Source organism: Roseobacter sp., from assembly GCF_045106495.1.
GTDB lineage: Bacteria > Pseudomonadota > Alphaproteobacteria > Rhodobacterales > Rhodobacteraceae > Roseobacter.
This window is the reverse complement of the sequence record NZ_JBGCEQ010000041.1, coordinates 43,328-62,543: the sequence shown is the minus strand read 5'-3', so window position 1 is coordinate 62,543 and position 19,216 is coordinate 43,328. Positions and strand designations below refer to the sequence as shown.

At 55.2% G+C, this 19,216-nt stretch carries 21 protein-coding genes; 12 read left to right on the top strand and 9 right to left on the bottom strand.

Annotation, left to right across the window (positions count from 1 at the left end):
- Positions 1 to 3: 3 nt before the first annotated feature.
- The 3 genes from AB8B75_RS19365 to frr form a co-directional block, all read right to left on the bottom strand.
- Positions 4 to 756 (bottom strand): phosphatidate cytidylyltransferase, encoded by a 753-nt coding sequence (locus AB8B75_RS19365; protein WP_405364507.1) that lies wholly within the window; start codon positions 754 to 756, stop codon positions 4 to 6.
- 38 nt (positions 757 to 794) lie between these two features.
- Positions 795 to 1,535 (bottom strand): isoprenyl transferase, encoded by a 741-nt coding sequence (locus tag AB8B75_RS19360; RefSeq protein ID WP_405364460.1) that lies wholly within the window; start codon positions 1,533 to 1,535, stop codon positions 795 to 797.
- 166 nt (positions 1,536 to 1,701) lie between these two features.
- Entirely contained in the window at positions 1,702 to 2,265 is a 564-nt protein-coding gene (gene frr, locus AB8B75_RS19355) for a ribosome recycling factor (protein ID WP_405364459.1), read from the bottom strand.
- 173 nt (positions 2,266 to 2,438) lie between these two features.
- Here frr and AB8B75_RS19350 point away from each other — a divergent pair, with 173 nt between their 5' ends.
- Positions 2,439 to 2,594, top strand: a complete 156-nt coding sequence (locus tag AB8B75_RS19350) for a hypothetical protein (RefSeq protein ID WP_405364458.1) — start codon at positions 2,439 to 2,441, stop codon at positions 2,592 to 2,594.
- Between the two features lie 240 nt (positions 2,595 to 2,834).
- Here the strand turns inward: AB8B75_RS19350 and pyrH are convergent, their stop codons facing one another.
- The gene (gene pyrH / locus AB8B75_RS19345; protein WP_405364457.1) at positions 2,835 to 3,563 is read right to left on the bottom strand and encodes a UMP kinase; all 729 of its coding nucleotides are present in this window, start codon (positions 3,561 to 3,563) and stop codon (positions 2,835 to 2,837) included.
- Positions 3,564 to 3,655: 92 nt separating this feature from the next.
- On the opposite strand from pyrH, the gene miaA reads away from it, so the two are divergent.
- The 5 genes from miaA (at position 3,656) to AB8B75_RS19320 (ending at position 10,122) form a co-directional block, all read left to right on the top strand.
- Positions 3,656 to 4,555, top strand: coding sequence for a tRNA (adenosine(37)-N6)-dimethylallyltransferase MiaA (gene miaA / locus AB8B75_RS19340; RefSeq protein WP_405364456.1), 900 nt, complete (start codon positions 3,656 to 3,658; stop codon positions 4,553 to 4,555).
- A gap of 89 nt (positions 4,556 to 4,644) precedes the next feature.
- The gene (locus AB8B75_RS19335; RefSeq protein WP_405364455.1) at positions 4,645 to 5,451 is read left to right on the top strand and encodes a helix-turn-helix domain-containing protein; all 807 of its coding nucleotides are present in this window, start codon (positions 4,645 to 4,647) and stop codon (positions 5,449 to 5,451) included.
- Positions 5,452 to 5,660: 209 nt separating this feature from the next.
- On the top strand, positions 5,661 to 6,704 hold the full coding sequence (locus AB8B75_RS19330; RefSeq protein ID WP_405364454.1) for an ABC transporter permease: 1,044 nt from the start codon (positions 5,661 to 5,663) through the stop codon (positions 6,702 to 6,704).
- A 13-nt stretch (positions 6,705 to 6,717) separates the two neighbouring features.
- On the top strand, positions 6,718 to 7,935 hold the full coding sequence (locus AB8B75_RS19325; RefSeq protein WP_405364453.1) for an ABC transporter permease: 1,218 nt from the start codon (positions 6,718 to 6,720) through the stop codon (positions 7,933 to 7,935).
- A gap of 96 nt (positions 7,936 to 8,031) precedes the next feature.
- Complete coding sequence (locus AB8B75_RS19320; protein ID WP_405364452.1) at positions 8,032 to 10,122, top strand: dipeptide ABC transporter ATP-binding protein; 2,091 nt, start codon at positions 8,032 to 8,034, stop codon at positions 10,120 to 10,122.
- 149 nt (positions 10,123 to 10,271) lie between these two features.
- On the opposite strand, the gene AB8B75_RS19315 is transcribed toward AB8B75_RS19320, so the two are convergent.
- The 3 genes from AB8B75_RS19315 to AB8B75_RS19305 all read right to left on the bottom strand — a co-directional run bounded on the left by AB8B75_RS19315 (position 10,272) and on the right by AB8B75_RS19305 (position 12,162).
- The gene (locus tag AB8B75_RS19315) at positions 10,272 to 10,781 is read right to left on the bottom strand and encodes a hypothetical protein (protein WP_405364451.1); all 510 of its coding nucleotides are present in this window, start codon (positions 10,779 to 10,781) and stop codon (positions 10,272 to 10,274) included.
- A gap of 245 nt (positions 10,782 to 11,026) precedes the next feature.
- Positions 11,027 to 11,440, bottom strand: a complete 414-nt coding sequence (locus AB8B75_RS19310) for a hypothetical protein (protein WP_405364450.1) — start codon at positions 11,438 to 11,440, stop codon at positions 11,027 to 11,029.
- 140 nt (positions 11,441 to 11,580) lie between these two features.
- A complete protein-coding gene (locus tag AB8B75_RS19305; RefSeq protein WP_405364506.1) occupies positions 11,581 to 12,162 on the bottom strand; it encodes a lytic transglycosylase domain-containing protein in 582 nt (193 codons plus the stop codon).
- 214 nt (positions 12,163 to 12,376) lie between these two features.
- Between AB8B75_RS19305 and ssb the strand changes: the two genes are divergently transcribed.
- Together ssb and AB8B75_RS19295 are read left to right on the top strand one after the other, a co-directional pair.
- Positions 12,377 to 12,865 carry a single-stranded DNA-binding protein gene (ssb, locus tag AB8B75_RS19300; protein WP_405364449.1) on the top strand — a complete coding sequence of 163 codons (489 nt, stop codon included), beginning with the start codon at positions 12,377 to 12,379 and terminating at the stop codon, positions 12,863 to 12,865.
- Positions 12,846 to 13,295, top strand: coding sequence for a GNAT family N-acetyltransferase (locus tag AB8B75_RS19295; protein ID WP_405364448.1), 450 nt, complete (start codon positions 12,846 to 12,848; stop codon positions 13,293 to 13,295). The genes ssb and AB8B75_RS19295 overlap by 20 nt, the downstream gene beginning before the upstream one ends.
- Here AB8B75_RS19295 and aroB read toward each other — a convergent pair.
- Positions 13,292 to 14,407: a 3-dehydroquinate synthase gene (aroB, locus tag AB8B75_RS19290; protein WP_405364447.1), complete on the bottom strand. Its 1,116-nt coding sequence runs from the start codon at positions 14,405 to 14,407 to the stop codon at positions 13,292 to 13,294. The genes AB8B75_RS19295 and aroB overlap by 4 nt on opposite strands.
- On the bottom strand, positions 14,400 to 14,993 hold the full coding sequence (locus AB8B75_RS19285; RefSeq protein ID WP_405364446.1) for a shikimate kinase: 594 nt from the start codon (positions 14,991 to 14,993) through the stop codon (positions 14,400 to 14,402). The genes aroB and AB8B75_RS19285 overlap by 8 nt, the downstream gene beginning before the upstream one ends.
- A gap of 82 nt (positions 14,994 to 15,075) precedes the next feature.
- On the opposite strand from AB8B75_RS19285, the gene AB8B75_RS19280 reads away from it, so the two are divergent.
- The 4 genes from AB8B75_RS19280 (at position 15,076) to AB8B75_RS19265 (ending at position 19,168) form a co-directional block, all read left to right on the top strand.
- Positions 15,076 to 15,225, top strand: a complete 150-nt coding sequence (locus AB8B75_RS19280; RefSeq protein ID WP_405364445.1) for a hypothetical protein — start codon at positions 15,076 to 15,078, stop codon at positions 15,223 to 15,225.
- Entirely contained in the window at positions 15,215 to 16,768 is a 1,554-nt protein-coding gene (locus tag AB8B75_RS19275; RefSeq protein ID WP_405364444.1) for a hypothetical protein, read from the top strand. Before AB8B75_RS19280 ends, AB8B75_RS19275 begins: the two co-directional genes overlap by 11 nt.
- The gene (locus AB8B75_RS19270; RefSeq protein ID WP_405364443.1) at positions 16,768 to 17,736 is read left to right on the top strand and encodes a site-specific tyrosine recombinase XerD; all 969 of its coding nucleotides are present in this window, start codon (positions 16,768 to 16,770) and stop codon (positions 17,734 to 17,736) included. Before AB8B75_RS19275 ends, AB8B75_RS19270 begins: the two co-directional genes overlap by 1 nt.
- 121 nt (positions 17,737 to 17,857) lie before the next feature.
- Positions 17,858 to 19,168, top strand: a complete 1,311-nt coding sequence (locus AB8B75_RS19265; RefSeq protein WP_405364442.1) for an HlyC/CorC family transporter — start codon at positions 17,858 to 17,860, stop codon at positions 19,166 to 19,168.
- Positions 19,169 to 19,216 lie beyond the last annotated feature (48 nt).

Here is a 19,216-nt window from a genome sequence, read left to right as displayed (position 1 = left end):
GACTTATCCCGGCACAATAGCTGGCCCCATCAAGGGCCCGCCGATGATCAACAGAAAAACGGATGCCCCGAGCATGCCATCAAACCGATCCAGCAAACCGCCATGACCCGGGATCAAGTTAGAACTGTCCTTGACGCCGACCCGACGTTTGATGGCGCTTTCAGCGATGTCACCCATTTGACTGGCCATCGAGACCGCAATCGACACACCGATCAACTGCCATCCACTGCCCGTGGTCGACATGAATGTGGCGCCCACAATAGCAGCTCCCCCCCATCCAAAAACAGTTCCGGACCATGTTTTCTTGGGGCTGACGCGTGGCCAAAATTTTGGCCCGCCGATCATACGGCCCGCAAAATAGCCGACTACATCGGTGACCACCACCACCAACACCAACCAGAGCATCCAGTGAAATCCAAGATCGTCGCGGACCGACATCATGCCATAACCCGCCAACAATACCATCACCGAGAACACCATGTAGATGGCTTTGAACTGACGCAACTGACCAAAACCGACCAGAGCTGCGGCCAGCAGAATTGGCAAAGCGAAACCAGAGGGCAGATAGATCGCTGCAAAGGCTGCGCACCCGGTCAAGAGCCCCAGTTGCAAACACTTGTCTCGCGACGCGCGCAACATCACGGCCAGTTCCCAAACCATCAGGCCACATATTGTCGCAACCATGGCATGGAAGACATGACCACCGGCCCAGACTCCCCAAAGACCGAAAACAACGAGACCGGCACCAGACCCCATGCGGGCTGCAAGGTCAGACCATTTCTTCGGTGCCTCTGTCACCCAACGACACCACCATAGCGGCGATCACGGACTCCATAAGACGCGCAAAGGTGTTGAAATTCGTCGCTTGTGAAATCGGGCCACAAAGTATCGACAAATTCATATTCCGAATAGGCTGACTGCCAGAGCAGGAAGTTTGAAATCCGCGCTTCGCCACTGGTGCGGATCACCAGATCCGGATCGGGCAAAACCCGCGTGTCAAGATAACGCGGCAGGGTTTCCTCATCCACATCATCAGGCAGCAACTTGCCGTCGGCCACATCCTTTGCAAGTCGTCGGGTCGCACGCGCCACTTCGTCACGCCCACCATAGTTCAGGGCGATGGTCAAATGAACACCGGTGTTTTTTTCCGTCGCGACCTCAAGATCGTTCATCAGATTGATGAGCTTGTCGTCCAGACGCAGCCTGTCCCCAATAAACCTGACGCGTACGCCCGAGGTGATCAACGCCCGTGTCTCTTTGACGATATAACGTCGAAACAGGCTCATCAGCCCGGCCACTTCAACTTGGGTCCGTTTCCAGTTTTCCGTCGAAAACGCGAAGATCGTCAGGTACTCGACACCAATCTGCGGACAACTTTCCACGATTTCGCGTACACGCTTGGCGCCAGCATGATGCCCGTAGAGTCGCGGCCGTCCACGTTGGGTGGCCCATCTGCCGTTCCCATCCATGATGATTGCGACATGGCGCGGACATCCCGGGATCAGGTTAACTTGAGGTTGTGGCACACCGGCCATGTTACGCTCCTAATTCCCGCATGCCGATAGTATAGACGGCCAGTGCGATAACGGTAAATCGCTTTTGCGCAGGAATTGTGAACATGATGTTCCACAACAACGGTAGCAAATCAGCGCGTTCGAAAAAGCATTCTGCACACGCATAGGTTTATGCACGCACACTAGCCTAAACCTGCATGATTTCGCCTTGCTTGTTTTCCAGCATGTCATCAATCGATTTGATTGCGCGATCCGTGATATCCTGCACTTCGCCTTCCCATATTTTTTGGTCGTCTTCCGACAACCCGTCTGACTTGGCTTTTTTGATCTGATCCATCCCGTCGCGCCGCACGTTTCGCACGGAAACGCGGGCATTTTCGGCGTAACTACCAGCCACTTTCGTCAATTCGCGACGGCGTTCTTCATTCAACTCTGGGATCGGCAACATGATAATTGTGCCGTTGAGCTGCGGATTGATACCAAGACCGCTTTCGCGGATCGCCTTTTCGACCTTGCCGACAAGTCCCTTGTCCCAAACGTTTATGGTGACCATCCGTGGCTCTGGCACGTTTACGGTTCCGACCTGATTGATGGGCGTCATGGCTCCATAAGCGTCCACCATCACCGGCTCCAACATGGAGGCAGAGGCACGCCCGGTTCTTAAGGATGCAAATTCGGTGCGCAAATTTGTCATTGCGCCGTCCATGCGCCGCTCAAGATCGTCCGTATCGAGCATAAAGTCGTCCGACATATGATATTCCTGCCACAAGTTTCCCAGATGCCGCCTCGGCTGCATCGATCTTCGGCGTCTTATAATTCAGGAAGACCACGAAAGACCAGCCTCAGTTGCTTTGCGGCTTGTGTCTGCTTTAGAAAAAGTCCCGGCTGGATAGCACCTTCGCCCAGTATGTTGGCTTGTGCCTAATGCCTTCTCTACCAGCGCACCTCGCTGTTCCTCTGATTTTCAAGGATGGAAACATTTCTCTGGACGCCCTGACGGCAGACGGTTACCTGACTGTTGTGCTTGTTGGCCAAACATTGGGCGTTCTGTTTTGGGAAGGGCTGGTCCGGATGCTTTGAGCGAAGAACGGGATAAGCATTCGCTTCCCATGCTCGCGACTTCCGTACAAAGGATGAAAGCAAACGCGTTTCTCGCCACCTTTTCAAATGCGATCTGAATCGCAAAACGGCCCGTGCTGCATCCACAAAACGCCCGATCCAAATGCGATACGCCGGGCGCGTTGGTTTTGAAACCGATTTGAGGTCCAATCAGTGGGGGACACTATCGACGACCAGCCGAGGCTGCCTGGTAAGGCCGATCTAACCCTGCACTTTGGTGTAAGTGCCTCTGCCAGCCAGAATGCCCTGAAAGCCACCCGGCTCGTCCAGCGAGAATACGATGATCGGCAGGTCATTGTCGCGTGCCAAAGCAATGGCACTAGCATCCATCACCCCAAGCCGTTTTTGCAAAACGTCGTCATAGGTAATATTGTCATAGCGCACGGCATCGTCGTGTTTCTTGGGATCTTTGTCATAGACACCATCCACCTGTTTGCCCATAAATATCGCTTCGCAGGCCATTTCGTTCGCACGCAGGGATGCGGCCGTATCTGTAGTGAAATAGGGGTTGCCTGTCCCAGCGGCAAAGATGCAAACGCGCTTTTTCTCCAGATGTCGAACGGCGCGGCGCCGGATGTAGGGTTCAGCCACTTCGTTCATCGTAATGGCTGAGATAACCCGCGTGTGTACGCCCAGACCTTCGAGCGCTGATTGCATGGCCAGTGCGTTCATGACCGTTGCCAGCATCCCCATGTAGTCTGCGGTTGTGCGCTCCATGCCCTGCGCAGAGCCCTGCAAACCCCGAAAGATGTTACCGCCTCCAATGACCATGCAAATCTCGACGCCAAGCTCGTGAACCGATTGCACTTCTCGTGCAATGCGCTCCACCGTCGGCGGATTTAGGCCGAACCCTTGGTCGCCCATCAACGCCTCGCCGGAAATTTTCAGCATGACGCGCCTAAAGGTAGCCTGAGGTTTCGGTTCAGTCATGGATTCGGCTCCTGAGGCATGGGGTTTAGTTCGCGGGCAAAATGTCGCAAAAGCGGTTGGACTTCAATGCATCCCAAGGGGTACCGAAAAAAATGACTGCTTTCGGCTCTCTCAGCGCGCAGAATTTGATCGCGCGCCTGTCGCCGGAACGCCCGGTGTTGATCGCTGGGCCGACCGCCTCAGGAAAATCGGCTCTGGCGTTGGAGATTGCCGCGCGGCAGGGCGGTGTCATCGTCAATGCCGATGCAAGTCAAGTTTACAACTGCTGGCGGATTGTCACAGCGCGCCCGTCGCGGACCGAGGAAGCGACGGCACAGCATGTTTTGTATGGACACAAAAATGCACATGACGCTTATTCTGCGGGCCATTGGCTGAGAGAAGTCATGCCGGTTTTGGGCGGTCCGAAACGGCCCATTATTGTCGGGGGAACAGGTCTCTATTTCACGGCGCTGACACAAGGTCTGGCCGATATTCCAGCAACGCCCAGCGACGTCCGCGCTTTGGGTGACACTATTCCGCTTTCCGCTTTGCTCAAAGCGCTGGATGATGAGACCAAGGCACGCCTAGATCTCGCAAATCGCGCCCGGGTGCAGCGCGCCTGGGAAGTGTTGCAGACCACGGGCCGTAGTCTGGTATCCTGGCATGACGAGACAGGTGACGCGACCCTTCCCATCGGCCAATCCGAGAATATTGTAGTCGACGTTGACAAGGACTGGTTGAACGCCCGCATTGAAAAACGGTTTGACCAGATGATCAACGAAGGTGCATTGGCCGAGGCCAGATCAGTTCAGCCAGACTATGACCAGCGCCTGCCCGCACACCGGGCGATTGGCGCACCTGAGTTGATGGCGCATTTGAACGGTGAACTCTCATTGAAGGAAGCGCGCGACCAAGCTGTGATTGCCACGCGGCAGTTCGCCAAACGTCAAAGAACCTGGTTTCGATCAAAAATGCGCGATTGGCAGCCGTTCTCGCCGCACATGCCAGACTGAGACTTGCAATCGTTAATGCAGTGGTAATTAATTCCGCATCGGTTCTCGATTTTGTAAGATACATGTGCAAGGCTGCACGCAGGGGTTGCATGACGAACGGCACAATGGAAATTGTCTCTTTATCACAGCTAAGCAATGGACAGGACTGGCGCCTGTCGCTGGCGCATGACAGGGCGGAACATCTGATGCTCTGGATTACTCGTGGCCAGGGGCGTGTACTGCTCGACGGGCAGCGTCGCGGCGTCGGCGCGCACAACGCGATTGTCATCCCGTCGCGATCACTTTTCGCGTTGGATCTCGGACGGCAATCCGTTGGTCAGGTTGTTGTAATCCCAGAAACAACTGATTTAGCCGTGCCAACTATGCCACGACTCCTGAGGATCAGGGATGGCGGGGTGATGAATGACCTCACGACCTTGATCGACGCAGCCTCGCGGGAACAAGCCAGCGGGAAAAGCCTGCGTGCGCAATCGATGGATGCATACGGTGCTCTGATCTCGATCTGGGTGCAACGACAATTGGCTCTTGAAGATCATGCCCCTGCGCGGCGTAACGCAGCGGAACGCCTGAGCGCTGCCTACTGCCAGCGAATTACTGCTTTTTTTGCGGAACCCATGACCATGGCGGACCACGCCGAAGCTCTCAATGTGACGCCGACGCATCTGACACGAGCCTGCAAGGCCGCCACCGGCAAAACGGCCGCCGACCTACTGACTGAAAGAGTCCTCTATGAAGCCAGGTGCTTGCTTGCCTCCACCAAAGTGCCGGCTCAGGACATTGCCCGGCATTTAGGCTTTGGCAGCGCTGCTTATTTCACCCGTTTCATGCAGCACCACACAAATGCAACGCCGACTGCACTGCGCAAAGCATCCGGCAAATTCACTCAAGCAGCCTAGCGCTACTGCATCACATTGCTTTGCAGTTGGCGCTGGTGCTTCCATTTGCGACCACCAGGATGTCGCAAAAATACAAGAATGCGACGCAAGCCAACGTTGACGCAGGCAAAAAAGTCATGCCTGATGCCGCAATAGAATAAAAAAATTGCTCAAAAGAGCTTTGAAAGCTGACACGATCAGCCTGCCATCGCCTGACAACAGGGGCACCTATGGTACTATTCATACTCCGAAGATTGGGCGTTATGGTATTGACCGCGCTTTGTCTGACATTCGTCGTCTTCTGGCTGACGAACCTATATCCGAACCTCGAAAAACTGGCGAAAACCCAAGGTAACTTTCGCATGTCGGACGAGGCAGTAGAAAGCTACCTGGGCAAAAACGGGTACCTTCAGCCGATGCCTGTCAAATTTGGCCAATGGCTCGGCGTTCTGCCCGGCTGGACCCTCGAGGACGAAGGCGAAACGGTCGGCAAATGCTTTGCAAAAGGCACTCCCGAAGTGGAAAGACCTCAGTTTTGCGGCGTGTTGCAAGGGGATTGGGGGCAATCCACCGTCTTCAAAGACGATGTCGGAACCATCGTCGCCACCCGATTGGGGTTAACAGGTAAACTGATGTTCTTTGTCATGTTGGTCATGGTGCCTATGGCCTTGATCATCGGCGTGCTTGCAGGCATGCGCGAAGGCTCAAAGCTCGACAGGTCGCTGTCAACCTTTTCGATTGCCTCAACCGCTACGCCTGAATACGTGTCTGGCGTCATTTTCATAGCTATTTTCGCATCTTCAGCCTTTGGCTTGAAGTGGTTCAAGGGCTCTGCGACGTCGGCCATGGAAAACGTGACCTTCGAGAATTTCACTCTGCCGGTGATCACCATCGCGCTTTATGGGATGGGTTATATCGCCCGCATGACACGGGCATCGATGACCGAGGTGATGACCGCACAATACATTCGCACGGCGCGCCTCAAGGGTGTCAAATTCTCCGACATCGTCCTCAAACACGCGCTGCGAAACGCGCTGATCGCCCCTTTTACCGTGATCATGCTGCAATTTCCCTGGCTGTTGAACGGCGTTGTCATTGTCGAGACGCTCTTTAACTACAAGGGCTTTGGCTGGTTGCTGGTACAAGCGGCTTCAAACAACGACATCGAACTGCTGCTCGCGGTTTCGGTTGTCTCTGTGATCGTGGTGCTGGTGACCCAGCTGATATCGGATATCGGCTATGTCTACCTCAATCCACGCATCCGGATCGCATAAGGGAGGGCTGGTCATGGAAGAATTATCCTGGGGCGGCATTCTCGGTCGCATGTTTCTGCAGCTCGGTCCGGTCTGGATTGCCCTGATTGTCCTTTTCACGGTGTCGATCACCTTCAAACGGCGACTGGGCCTCTACGGCAAGCTCTTTGACAGCACCATCGGCATGATCGGTTTCGCACTTGTCATGTTCTGGGTTTTCGTCGGTGTCTTTGGAGGGCCGCTGGATATGCTGGTCACGCATGACCCGCTCAGCCAGGTATCGGGTATGAAGAACAAGCTTCCCGGCACGCCCATGCGCGGCGCGGAAGATGGCGAATATGCCTGGTTCCTGCTGGGCGGTGACAATCTGGCACGCGACGTCTTCAGCCGCCTGATCAAAGGCGCTTGGGTGGTCGTGCAGATCGCACCGATCGCCACACTCTTTGCCTTCATGGTGGGGATAACCCTGGGCCTGCCTGCCGGTTACTACGGCGGACGCCTGGACACGATCCTGTCGTTTCTGGCGAACCTCATCCTCGCATTCCCGGTTATCTTGCTCTTCTACCTGTTGGTGACCCCGGAAATCGTGTTGACGGGCATTCCCAATTACATGGCGCTATTCCTTTTTGTGTTTCCTTTGATCTTTGTGTGCATCCTGCTGAATTCCCGCTACTACACGCAACCGAAGGTTCGCACGCCGTTGCTCATCGGGGTCTTGGGCGGATTAGCATGGCTTTATCTCTCACTGGTATCCACAGATGGCACCGTGGTGGCAACGCCGAGTTACTCGATCCCGGGCATCCCGGCATTCATGGATCTGTTCGATATTGATCCGGGCATTCTGGTAGTCTTTGTTTCGGTGGTCTTTGTGAATTCACCCACGGTCTACCGTATCGTGCGGGGCCTCGCGTTGGACATCAAAACGCGGGACTATGTGGCCGCCGCGCAAACCCGGGGCGAAGGTCCATGGTACATCATGCTCTGGGAAATCCTGCCCAATGCGCGTGGGCCACTGATCGTCGATTTCTGTCTGCGCATTGGCTACACGACCATTCTGCTCGGCACATTGGGATTCTTTGGCCTTGGGCTGGAATCGGAAAGCCCGGACTGGGGCAGCACAATCAACGCCGGGCGACGTCTGTTGGCACTTTACCCGCATGCGGCAATTGCACCTGCACTTGCGCTTTTGACACTGGTGCTGGGCTTGAACCTGCTGGCCGATGGGCTGCGAGAAGAAAGTCTGCGCGATTGATAAAACATCAGGTCGGGGTTGCCCCGGTCTGACCCCGGTATTTCTGGCCAAAAGAAGCAAGACGCAACTGAGCGGCCCTCCTGAAGGAGACAACACATGCAAAAACCCGACTACGAAGGACCTATTCTCGAAATAGACAAACTGTCGATTTCGTTTTTCACCCGGTTGCGCGAAATCCCTGCGGTCATGGATTTTACGGTTCACGTCAAACCGGGCGAAGCGGTCGGGTTGGTGGGCGAGTCCGGTTGTGGAAAATCCACCGTAGCCTTGGGTGTCATGCAAGACTTGGGCAAGAACGGACGTGTCGTAGGTGGTTCAATCAAGTTCAAAGGGCGTGATCTGGGAGAAATGAGCGACGAAGAACTGCGCGACATTCGCGGGTCTGAGATCGCCATGATCTACCAGGAACCGATGGCATCCCTGAACCCGGCGATGAAGATCGGCAAGCAGTTGATGGAAGTGCCGATGATCCACCAGGGCATGAACGAGAAAGACGCCTATGAGCGCGCATTGCAGGTGGTCACGGATGTGAAACTACCAGACCCCAAACGCATCTTGAGCGCCTTTCCACACCAGCTATCCGGCGGGCAGCAACAACGCATCGTCATCGCCATGGCCTTGATGTCGGAGCCCTCGCTTTTGATCCTGGACGAGCCGACCACGGCGTTGGACGTCACCGTGGAGGCGGCGGTTGTGGAACTGGTCAAGGATCTGGGCAAGAAATACGGCACATCCATGCTGTTCATCTCGCACAACTTGGGCCTGGTACTGGAAACATGCGACCGGATTTGTGTGATGTATTCGGGTGAAGCGGTAGAGCGTGGCTCCATCGAAGATGTCTTCGACAAGATGCAACACCCTTACACGCAGGCGCTTTTTCGGTCGATCCCCTTGCCGGGAGCAGACAAAAACGCGCGCCCGCTTGTGGCCATCCCCGGCAATTTTCCCCTGCCCCATGAACGCCCCAAAGGCTGTAACTTCGGACCGCGCTGCGACTATTTTGAAGCTGGCCGTTGCGATGAGGGTTTTATCCCTATGCAACAGGTGGATCACGACGCGCGCCATGAGACCCGTTGTGTAAAGTTCCAGGAGATCGACTGGAAAGCGCCACTAGTACTGGCCGACGTGAAGACCAAAGGCGAAGTGGGCGATGTGGTCCTGAAGATGGACAATCTCAAGAAATACTACGAGGTGACAGCCAATGCGATCTTCGGCGGCGGTGGCAAGAAAGTCGTCAAGGCCAATGAAACACTCTCTTTTGAAGCGCGCGAATCCGAGACACTGGCCATTGTTGGCGAGTCCGGCTGCGGAAAATCAACTTTTGCCAAAGTCTTGATGGGCTTGGAGACCGCGACCGAAGGTGAAATCCTGCTTGGGAACAAGCCCATTCAAGACATACCCATCGAGGAGCGTGACACCAAGACGGTCTCGGACGTGCAGATGGTTTTCCAGAACCCATTTGATACGTTGAACCCCTCCATGACGGTCGGACGCCAGATTGTGCGGGCGTTGGAAATCTTTGGGATCGGTGAAAGTGATCGTGAACGCCGCGAACGCATGCTGAAATTGCTGGATCTGGTGAAACTGCCCCGTGAATTTGCGGACCGGATGCCCCGGCAGCTGTCAGGCGGTCAAAAGCAGCGCGTTGGGATTGCTCGTGCCTTTGCCGGTGACGCGCGCATCGTTGTGGCAGACGAACCAGTCTCGGCGCTGGATGTGTCGGTACAGGCCGCCGTGACCGATTTGCTCATGGAAATCCAGCGCGAGCATAAAACCACGCTCCTTTTCATCAGCCATGATCTCTCGATTGTGCGCTATCTCAGCGACCGGGTCATGGTGATGTATCTGGGCCATGTGGTTGAATTGGGCACAACCGATCAGGTTTTTTCCCCGCCCTACCATCCTTACACGGAAGCCTTGCTGTCTGCGGTACCCATCGCCGATACTTCGGTGAAAAAGAAACATATCGTACTTGAGGGTGACATTCCTTCGGCGATGAATCCTCCTCCCGGTTGTCCGTTTCAGACCCGCTGCCGCTGGAAAACAGAAGTTCCAGGTGGTCTTTGCGAAAAAGAAGTGCCGCCCGTACGTACGCTTGACGGCAATCATCAAATCAAATGTCATCTCAGCGACGCACTGCTGGCCGAGATGGAACCCGTCATCGAAGTCGGTGTGGCCGCGGAATAGCCTGACCAAAGTTCCGGGAAACGGCGCAGACAGGGGGAGTGTCTGCGCCGTTCTTTACGTCAGGCCACGGGGCGGCGACCTTCGGCAAAACCCTTACCGTCATCAAAACGGGTCACCGTTCTGATGACGGCTACTCGTTAAAACTGCGGTTAGCTGCCGGAAGAAACGTCTTCTTCGGGCACCAGTTCAATGACGCGGTCAGCGAATGTGGTCAGCATCGCTTGATAAAAATCTTCGTTGCTGGGCGGCACCGAAATGTAACCATCAGGCACAGACTGCGTGTCGGCATAGGCCGACAGCTTGATGGTTTCGACCACTTCTCGGCTCCCCCCCTGATAGGACAGAAAGCCTTCCAGCTCGTTGAATTCGGCGCTATCTGGCAGGATGGTGTCGCCATCCAGGCTCACGCGTTTGATCTTGATCGAAATCGTCGGGCCAGCCGGGTCATTGGTGGTATTTACTCGTTCGAGAATGGCACGGGTCAAATCACCTTCGATCGTGGGATAAAGGTCCAATGCGTTGCTGTCCTGCGGCGCTTCCAGCTTTGCCTGCACATCAATGTTGCTGACGCCCGTGCCCGCGACAACTGTGCCAGAAACCACGAATGCGGCTAAGCTGACGGTTGCGGCAAGGGATGTCTTCTTTAAAAAATCGAACATTGGAGTGCTCCTTTTAGTTCATTTCATAAGCACTGCAGTTCAATATCTGCGGTACTGGAGAATGAACAAAAGGCGCGCTGAAAAGGTTCCAAGATGCGTTTTTGAAAAGGTTTTACCGACTGAAACTAACGCTTCCTAAAACCAAAAATTTTAAATTAATATATTGTTTACAATGTTTTAATTGTAATTTCTCAACAAGCGGTTCCCCGCTTGTGTCAGCCTGGGTGGAATCCGTCATTGCGGCTTCAGATCACCATGGTGACAACCAATCCGGTCAAGTAGCTCAGAGAAAAAAGAGCGAACCCGGGCTTTTTGCTGGCCAGAAACAGGGAGGCAATCATCAGAATTGGTGCCAGAGCCAAACCACCCAATGCCGGGAGAAACAACATTTCATTGAGCGCAGTGCCCGGGCCCCAAAGCGCGTTTTCCGATGTCAAACCTGACAGGAGAACCGCCGCAATGCATCCCAGAACGGATCCGATAGCCATAGGTTGAAAGTGATCAAAAATGGCAAACCGTTTGGATGACCGGCGTTGCAGCGTCATAGCCACTGGTTGAGATTGCAAAGACCGGATCGGGGCCTTGGCGCGCATCGGCGCGAGGCCCTTATGCGCTTGGTTGATGCGTGCGATACGTGTTTCAAAGTTAGTTTTTGCCATGCGCATCTCCTGATCTTTGTGTCAGGATGAACTTTATACGGGATTCGGGCACGACTGTGGCGCGCTCAAGGAGCGATTGTGATCACCCCGTCATTTCGCTGCAATTATTGGGCCTCGCTTGGCGCACAAAACCAATCGACTTACTGCCCGCCAATTACTTTCACATAATTTCGGGTCTCTTTGAAAGGTGGCACTCCGCCGTATTTCTTCACCGCGCCCGGCCCTGCGTTGTAGGCCGCAAGCGCCAAACGCCAGGACCCAAATTCGCGGAATTGCTGTTTGAGGTAACGCGCCCCACCTTCGAGGTTTTGTTCTGGATCCAAAGGGTCAACCCGCAACAGACGCGCCGTGCTTGGCATCAACTGCGCCAGGCCCAAGGCTCCTTTGTGTGATTTGGCCGTAGGGTTCCAGTTCGATTCCTGCTTCACCAGCCGCAAAAAGAGATTTTCCGGCACCCCATGTTTGCGCGCGGCTGACCTGGCCATTTCGAGAAACTGACCTTTGTATTGACCATCATACTCCGGATTGGCCCATTTGCTGGGCGTATAGACCGTCGGTGGCTTGAGCCGGACCGAATTGTTGTATTGACCCGCCGCGCGGCTATCGAGAATGCGTGTTTGCGATGAAAACAGCTTTGCTCGGTTTTTGCTGGAAACGGTTTGCGCCTCTGCCGGCAAACTGACCGCGCCAACCGTCGCCGTTATCGCGCCGATGCAGACCATTCTGGTCGCTGTTTGGATCATCCTCTTCATCTCGACCGCAGATATACTGAAAACAGCTAGGTTTCCAGCATTTTGCGCGTAGCAAATGATGTTCAACCCACAGTTTAGCGAGTTTCAAATTCCAATCTGCAGGTATACATTCAGGCAAATTTGTAAAATCGGGATTCGCTCAGCGTCCGATGCACAAGGTGACAAGACATCAAAAGGGGGCACCATGGCAGGCTCAGTCAACAAGGTAATTCTCATCGGCAATCTGGGGCGCGACCCCGAAGTGCGCAGTTTCCAGAACGGTGGCAAAGTTTGCAATCTGCGCATTGCCACATCCGAAACCTGGAAAGACCGCAACACGGGTGAACGCAAAGAACGGACGGAATGGCACTCCGTGGCCATATTCCAGGAAGGACTTGTGCGTATTGCCGAACAATATCTGCGCAAAGGGTCCAAAGTTTACGTCGAAGGCCAATTGCAGACCCGCAAATGGCAAGATCAATCCGGTCAAGACCGATACTCCACGGAAGTTGTATTGCAGGGTTTCGGCGGCACCTTGACCATGCTTGATGGGCGCGACGGCGGCAGCGGTGGCGGTTATGGCGGCGGTGACGGTGGCGGTTCGATGGGATACGACGACAGAGGCGGCAGTGCGCCATCTGGCGGCGGCAGCCCTGCACCTTCGCGCGACTTGGATGATGAAATCCCGTTTTGAAGGCGCCGTAATCCGCCCGCTCAAGCAAGCGGATGCTGGCAAACTTGTCTCGCTTTATAATGAACTGACTTTTGGGCCCAAAGCGGCCCAATCGGAGAGCATATCGACTGTCATGGACCACCCGGGAACAGAGATTTACGGGGCTGAGGTCGATGATCAGATAGTCGCAATGGCTACGCTGCACGTGTTGCCAAATGTGACCTATAATGCGCGGCCTTATGCGCTGATCGAGAATGTGGCAACTGCGGCGGCGTATCAGATGCGTGGCATTGGCAAAGCGGTGATGCAATCCGCGATCAATGCGGCCTGGGATCAAAACGTATATAAAATCATGCTGTTAACGGGTCAAAAGCGCGGTGCGCGTGGATTCTACGAAACGCTCGGGTTTGGTTGCGAAGACAAGTTCGGCATGGTGCTGCGTCGCGATTAACCGCGCCCAGCCAGAGCATCCCGCAAAACCCCGCGCACAGCTTCCCCTGGGACATCGGAGGTGATAAACGCCGTGCCAATTCCGCGCGCCAGGATAAATCGCAAGGTGCCTTGCACCACTTTCTTATCCTGCCCCATAAGGTGCAAAAGACCTTCTGCGTCGGGCAGATCACCGGGAATATCCGCGATATCGGTTTTCATACCCATCGCTTTGAGATGCGCCCGTACGCGACTGGGATCTTCCTGCGCGCAAAGCCCCAAACGGGACGACAGTTCAAATGCCAGGGCACAGCCAATTGCGACGCCTTCACCATGCAGCAATCGGTCCGAGTAACCCGTTGCCGCCTCGAGCGCATGACCAAACGTGTGCCCCAGATTCAAAAGTGCACGATCCCCATGCTCTTTCTCGTCGCGGGTCACAATATCGGCTTTCATTTGCACAGACCAGCGCACGGCTTCCACACGGGCGGCCATGTCTCCGGCGGCCAATGAAGGCCCCTGCGTTTCCAGCCATTCGAAAAATGCGGCGTCGCCGAGCAATCCGTATTTGACCACTTCGCCGTATCCGGCCAGAAAATCGCGCGGTTCCAGCGTGCCCAGCACACCGATATCGGCAAGAACGAGCGAGGGTTGATGAAACGCCCCGATCAGATTTTTACCCTGCGACGCATTGATCCCTGTCTTGCCCCCAACCGAGCTGTCGACCTGCGCAAGCAAAGACGTGGGCATTTGAACAAATCGCACACCCCGGCGCAGAATAGCCGCAGCGAAACCCGCCAGATCGCCAATGACACCGCCGCCCAATGCAATGACAATATCGCCGCGTTCCACATGTTGGTCGAGCAGCCAACTGACACAGTGCTGCAATGGCCCCCATGCCTTTGTGGCCTCTCCGGCGGGCAAGGACAGTGCGTCTGCCGCAATACCTTCTGCAGCAAGTCCTGCTCTGAGCGCATCCAGATGCAATGCCGCTACTGTTTCATCTGTGATGATCGCCACTTTTGGTCGTGACAAAAGTGGCGCGATCTCAGCCCCGGCCCGTTCCAAGAGCCCGGTTCCGATCCGCACTTGGTAGGCGCGTCCCGGCAAATCCACATCAACGATTTCAAGCATCCAGACGTTCCAATACATCCGGCCTGGTCAATAGGACAGAGGCAACGCGCTCTGCCATTTTGTCCAGTGAAACTGGCGGCGCACAGGCCACCCGCAAATCTGCCTTGCTGTACTCAGGCACGCGCTTGGCAAAAAGTTCTGCTAATGTGGCTTTGGGGTCGGGCGTATGTAACAAGGGCCGCGTGTCGCGGTGGCGCACGCGGCTCCACAACAGCTCCAGATCCGCGTCAAGCCAGACCGCGACCCCGCTGCGCGAAATATTTTGCTGATTTTCCGGCGTCAGAAACGCACCCCCTCCGGTCGAGAGCACGCATTTCTGTTCGTCCAGCAAGCGTCGGATCACCTCCGTCTCACGCGCCCGGAAAAACGGCTCCCCATCGCGGGCAAAAATTTCCGGCACCGTCATATTGGCCGCCGTTTCGATTTCCTGATCCGAATCGAGAAAGCTGACATTGAGCAACTGCGCCAGTGTCCGGCCCACGGCGGTTTTGCCAGCGCCCATCATTCCCACCATCACAACAGTTTTCTTCAGCACAAACGGTCGAGTTTGGGACCCTTCGGCCACGGATTGCTGAATTTCGCTCATATTTCTCTGAATGACGTGATATTGGAAGAAAGGCCATATATAAGTTACGAAAAACCGGCAGGCAATCAAGGCAGTACTTACAATGATCCGTGTCTTTAAACTTTTGGTATATCTCATTGTTATCGCGTTGATCGGGCTGGTGGGCTATGCTTATATCGGCCCCTATTTTGGTGCCGATTTCTCAGCACCACAAAACGAGGTGCGCGTGCCTGTGACGCTGGATGCCAATTAACCCAACTGCATATTTGTCAGCGCTGACGTTCGGAATGGTGTGCGCCGCCGCTCTTGCGGCGCAGGATGGACAAGGCGAGCAGCCTTTGTCGGTCATTGACTGGGTCCGGCAAAACCCGGATCAGCCCGCACTGACGTCAGTAGCCCTTCCGGCGGGCGAACCACCTGTTGCCGCTTCTGGTCAGGTGCCTGCAATCGACGTTCAACCGCTCCAGGAAGATGCCATCAGGATCATTGGCCTGGCACCAGCGACGATTACAGGTCTGTCGCAGGACTTATGGCGCAACAGTGACCCTGCAGAACTCAGTGCAAGGCTGTCCAACCTTCCTGATTTTCGCTTGCCTGCAGCGCAGGCGCTTTTGTTTACAGCCCTTTTGACGGAGGCGCAGGGACCCGGACAGGATGCCGCAGAAGAAGACCTCTTTACGCTGGCACGGGTCGCAGCATTGCAGCGATTTGGCGCATTGGACCCAGCACTGGCGTTGATTGAGCAGGCGGATGTCACACGCGATGCAGCACATTTCTCCGCTTATATGGATCTGGCACTGCTTTCTGGAGAAGAGTGGGCCGCGTGCAATATACTGGCAGCCCACCTGTATTTGAGCCCGTCGGTCGGACATCAGATTTTTTGCGCGGCACGCAAGGGAAACTGGTCAACGGCAGCGCTGCTTTTTGACACGTCGCGCGCGCTGTCGATCATGTCCCCGGATGAAACCGCTTTGCTGGACCGCTTCCTGCACCCGGAACTTTTTGATGCCCAACCTCCTCTGACACCCCCCCGTCGCATAACGCCCTTAATGTTTCGACTTCATGAAACAATTGGCGAGCCTTTGCCTACCAGACTGTTGCCAAGGGCCTATGCGGTTGCGGACCTGCGCGATCTGGCCGGTTGGAAAGCCCAACTCGAGGCAGCTGAACGCCTCGCCAAAACCGGCGCATTGCCGGACAATCGCTTGTTAGGCCTGTATACCGAACGCCTGCCTGCGGCGTCAGGCAGTGTCTGGGACAGGGTTGAAGCTATCCAGCAATTGGATACCGCCCTTGACACAGGTTCCGCGGACGCCGTTTCGAAAACACTGCCAAAAGCATGGGCGGCCATGGAGGACGCAGAGTTGGAAACGGCTTTTGCGGGGCTTTTTTCAAATCGGCTAAACCGCTACGACTTAACCGGCAACGTCGCACGTATCGCCGAACGCCTGGCTTATTTGTCGCCCGAGTACAAAGAACAGGCCACGAAATCTGGCACGGACCTGCTGCGCGCGGTCGCCAACGGCGATCCGTCGGAGCTCGCCTCAAACGACCGGATCAGCAAAGCCATCATTGATGGTTTCGGGTCTGAAGCGGCACGTCAAGACCTTGTTGAAATGGCTGGAAAAGGCAAAATGGGTGAAGTGATTTTACGCACATTGATTTTGCTGGAAGAAGGCGCCGCCGGCGACACGTCAGCCCTGACCGAAGCATTGGGGACATTACGAGCCCTGGGTTTTGACGACACGGTACGTCGCGCAAGCCTTCAAATTCTGCTATTGGACAGGTTTGGCTGATGGCCACAAACCAATGGATTTCCGCGTTTCTCGAAGCACAGGCTGCGGAACTGGGTGCCGCGCGCAATACGCTTTTGGCTTACGGCCGCGATCTGCGAGACTATGAAAGCTGGCTTGCAAGCAACGAGACATGTTTTGACAGCGCCGCGAAATCCGATGTCGAAACCTATATGGTGCATTGCGATGATCAGGGTTTTTCCAAAGCCACCCGCGCCCGGCGTCTCTCTGCAATCAAACAACTTTACCGTTTTGCCTTCGAGGAAGGTTGGCGTTCTGACAATCCTGCGATTCAAATCTCGGGTCCTGGGCGCGCGAAGAAACTGCCGAAAACGCTCTCTGAAAGCGAAGTGGATCGCCTTTTGGAAGCGGCACGGGCCTCTGGACGGTCCGAGCAGGAAAGGGTGCGCAATACCTGCTTGATGGAACTGCTTTATGCCACAGGCATGCGGGTGTCAGAACTGGTAAGTCTGCCGGTAAGTGCCGCTCGCGGCGACCCGCGAATGCTGCTGATTCGTGGCAAAGGCGGCAAGGAACGCATGGTGCCGCTGTCTCCCCCCGCGCGGGAAGCCCTGGCGGAGTGGTTGAAACTGCGCGATGCATTGGAAGAAAAGCGCCGGCTAGAAGGCAAACCGGTCTCCAAGTTTCTATTTGCCTCACGGTCTGCCGCAGGGCATCTGACTCGGCACCGCTTCTATCTTCTCATCAAGGAATTCGCCGTCGCCTCCGATGTTTCTCCCGGCAAGGTGACACCGCACACTTTACGCCATGCTTTTGCAACACATCTGCTGGCAAACGGCGCTGACCTGCGCTCAATTCAGACGTTACTGGGCCATGCGGATGTCGCAACAACCGAAATCTATACCCATGTGCTAGAAGCCCGCTTGTCGGATTTGGTTTTGAACCATCACCCTTTGGCAAAGGACGACGCCACCACACACGGGCTGAAAAAACCGGCTAAAGACGCATAACAGCTGCACAACACAGCATGTCGATTGTGCCAAGATCATGATGCAAGGGTCGCTCTTCTCTTGATTGACAACCCTGCGGTCACCATAACGATAGTATTCCAACTCAAAGGCAACACTCTAAATGGAAACGGCGACAACAATGCTGGACAGCACGTTCTGGATGACCGGCGGTGTGATACTCTTTCTTCTTGTACTGTCCGGCTTTTTTTCGGGATCAGAAACCGCCCTTACGGCAGCCTCTCGCGGCAAACTTCGGGCGCAGGCTGACAAAGGATCGCGCGGGGCGGAACGGGCCCTGCAGATCACGGAAGACAATGAACGTCTCATCGGGTCGGTATTGCTGGGAAATAATTTGGTCAACATCCTGGCGGCTTCGCTGGCCACCTCGATCTTTACACGCGCTTTCGGCGAAAGCGGGGTTTGGATGGCGACACTGGTCATGACCTTGCTGGTGCTGATCTTTGCCGAGGTGCTGCCAAAAACCTACGCCATAACCAACTCCGAGAAGGCTGCGGCTCTGGTGTCCAGTCCGATCGGGCTGATTGTCACCATACTCTCGCCTATTGTTGCCGCTGTTCGCCTGTTGGTGCGCGGAGTGTTGAGCCTGTTTGGCGTCCAGATTGACCCCGACAGCAATATACTTGCCGTGCGTGAAGAGATCGCTGGCGCCTTGCAGTTGGGCCATTCCGAAGGGGTTGTGGAAAAAGAAGACCGCGACCGCATTTTGGGCGCGCTGGACTTGAATGACCGTGCCGTTGAGGAAATCATGTTGCACCGGTCAGGTATCGAAATGATCAATGCGGACGACGACCCGCAGAACATCCTTGAACAATGCCTGACGTCCAACCACACCCGCCTGCCCGTTTTCAAGGACGATCCGGAAAACATCATTGGCGTGATTCACGCAAAAGACTTGTTGCGCGCCATGTACAAAACCATTGGCGGCCCGGAAGGGGACGCCGCGCAGCTGCGCGACTTCAACATCATTGATGTGGCAATGAAACCGTATTTTGTGCCCGAGACTTCTACGTTAGACGAGCAAATGCGGCAATTTCTACGTCGTCACACACATTTCGCCTTGGTGGTTGATGAATATGGTTCGCTCCAGGGCCTGATCACTCTGGAAGATATCCTTGAAGAAATCGTAGGGGAAATCACAGATGAATTTGATCAGGACGCAAATCAGACGGTAACAAGCGGCGCGGATGGTCAGTTTGTCGTCGATGGAGCCATGACAATTCGCGATCTCAACCGCGCGACCGATTGGAGCCTCCCAGATGAAGAAGCAAACACGGTCGCCGGGCTGGTCATTCACGAAGCACAGATGATCCCCACTGCCGGTCAGGTATTCTCCTTTCATGGCTTTCGATTTGAAGTTGTGGCGCGGGATGGCAATCGCATTACCGAACTGAAGATACGACCACTCTCTTGATACCGGCCCCCGGCACGAAAGCGTTCAAGGGCCATCTCGCGAAGAAGT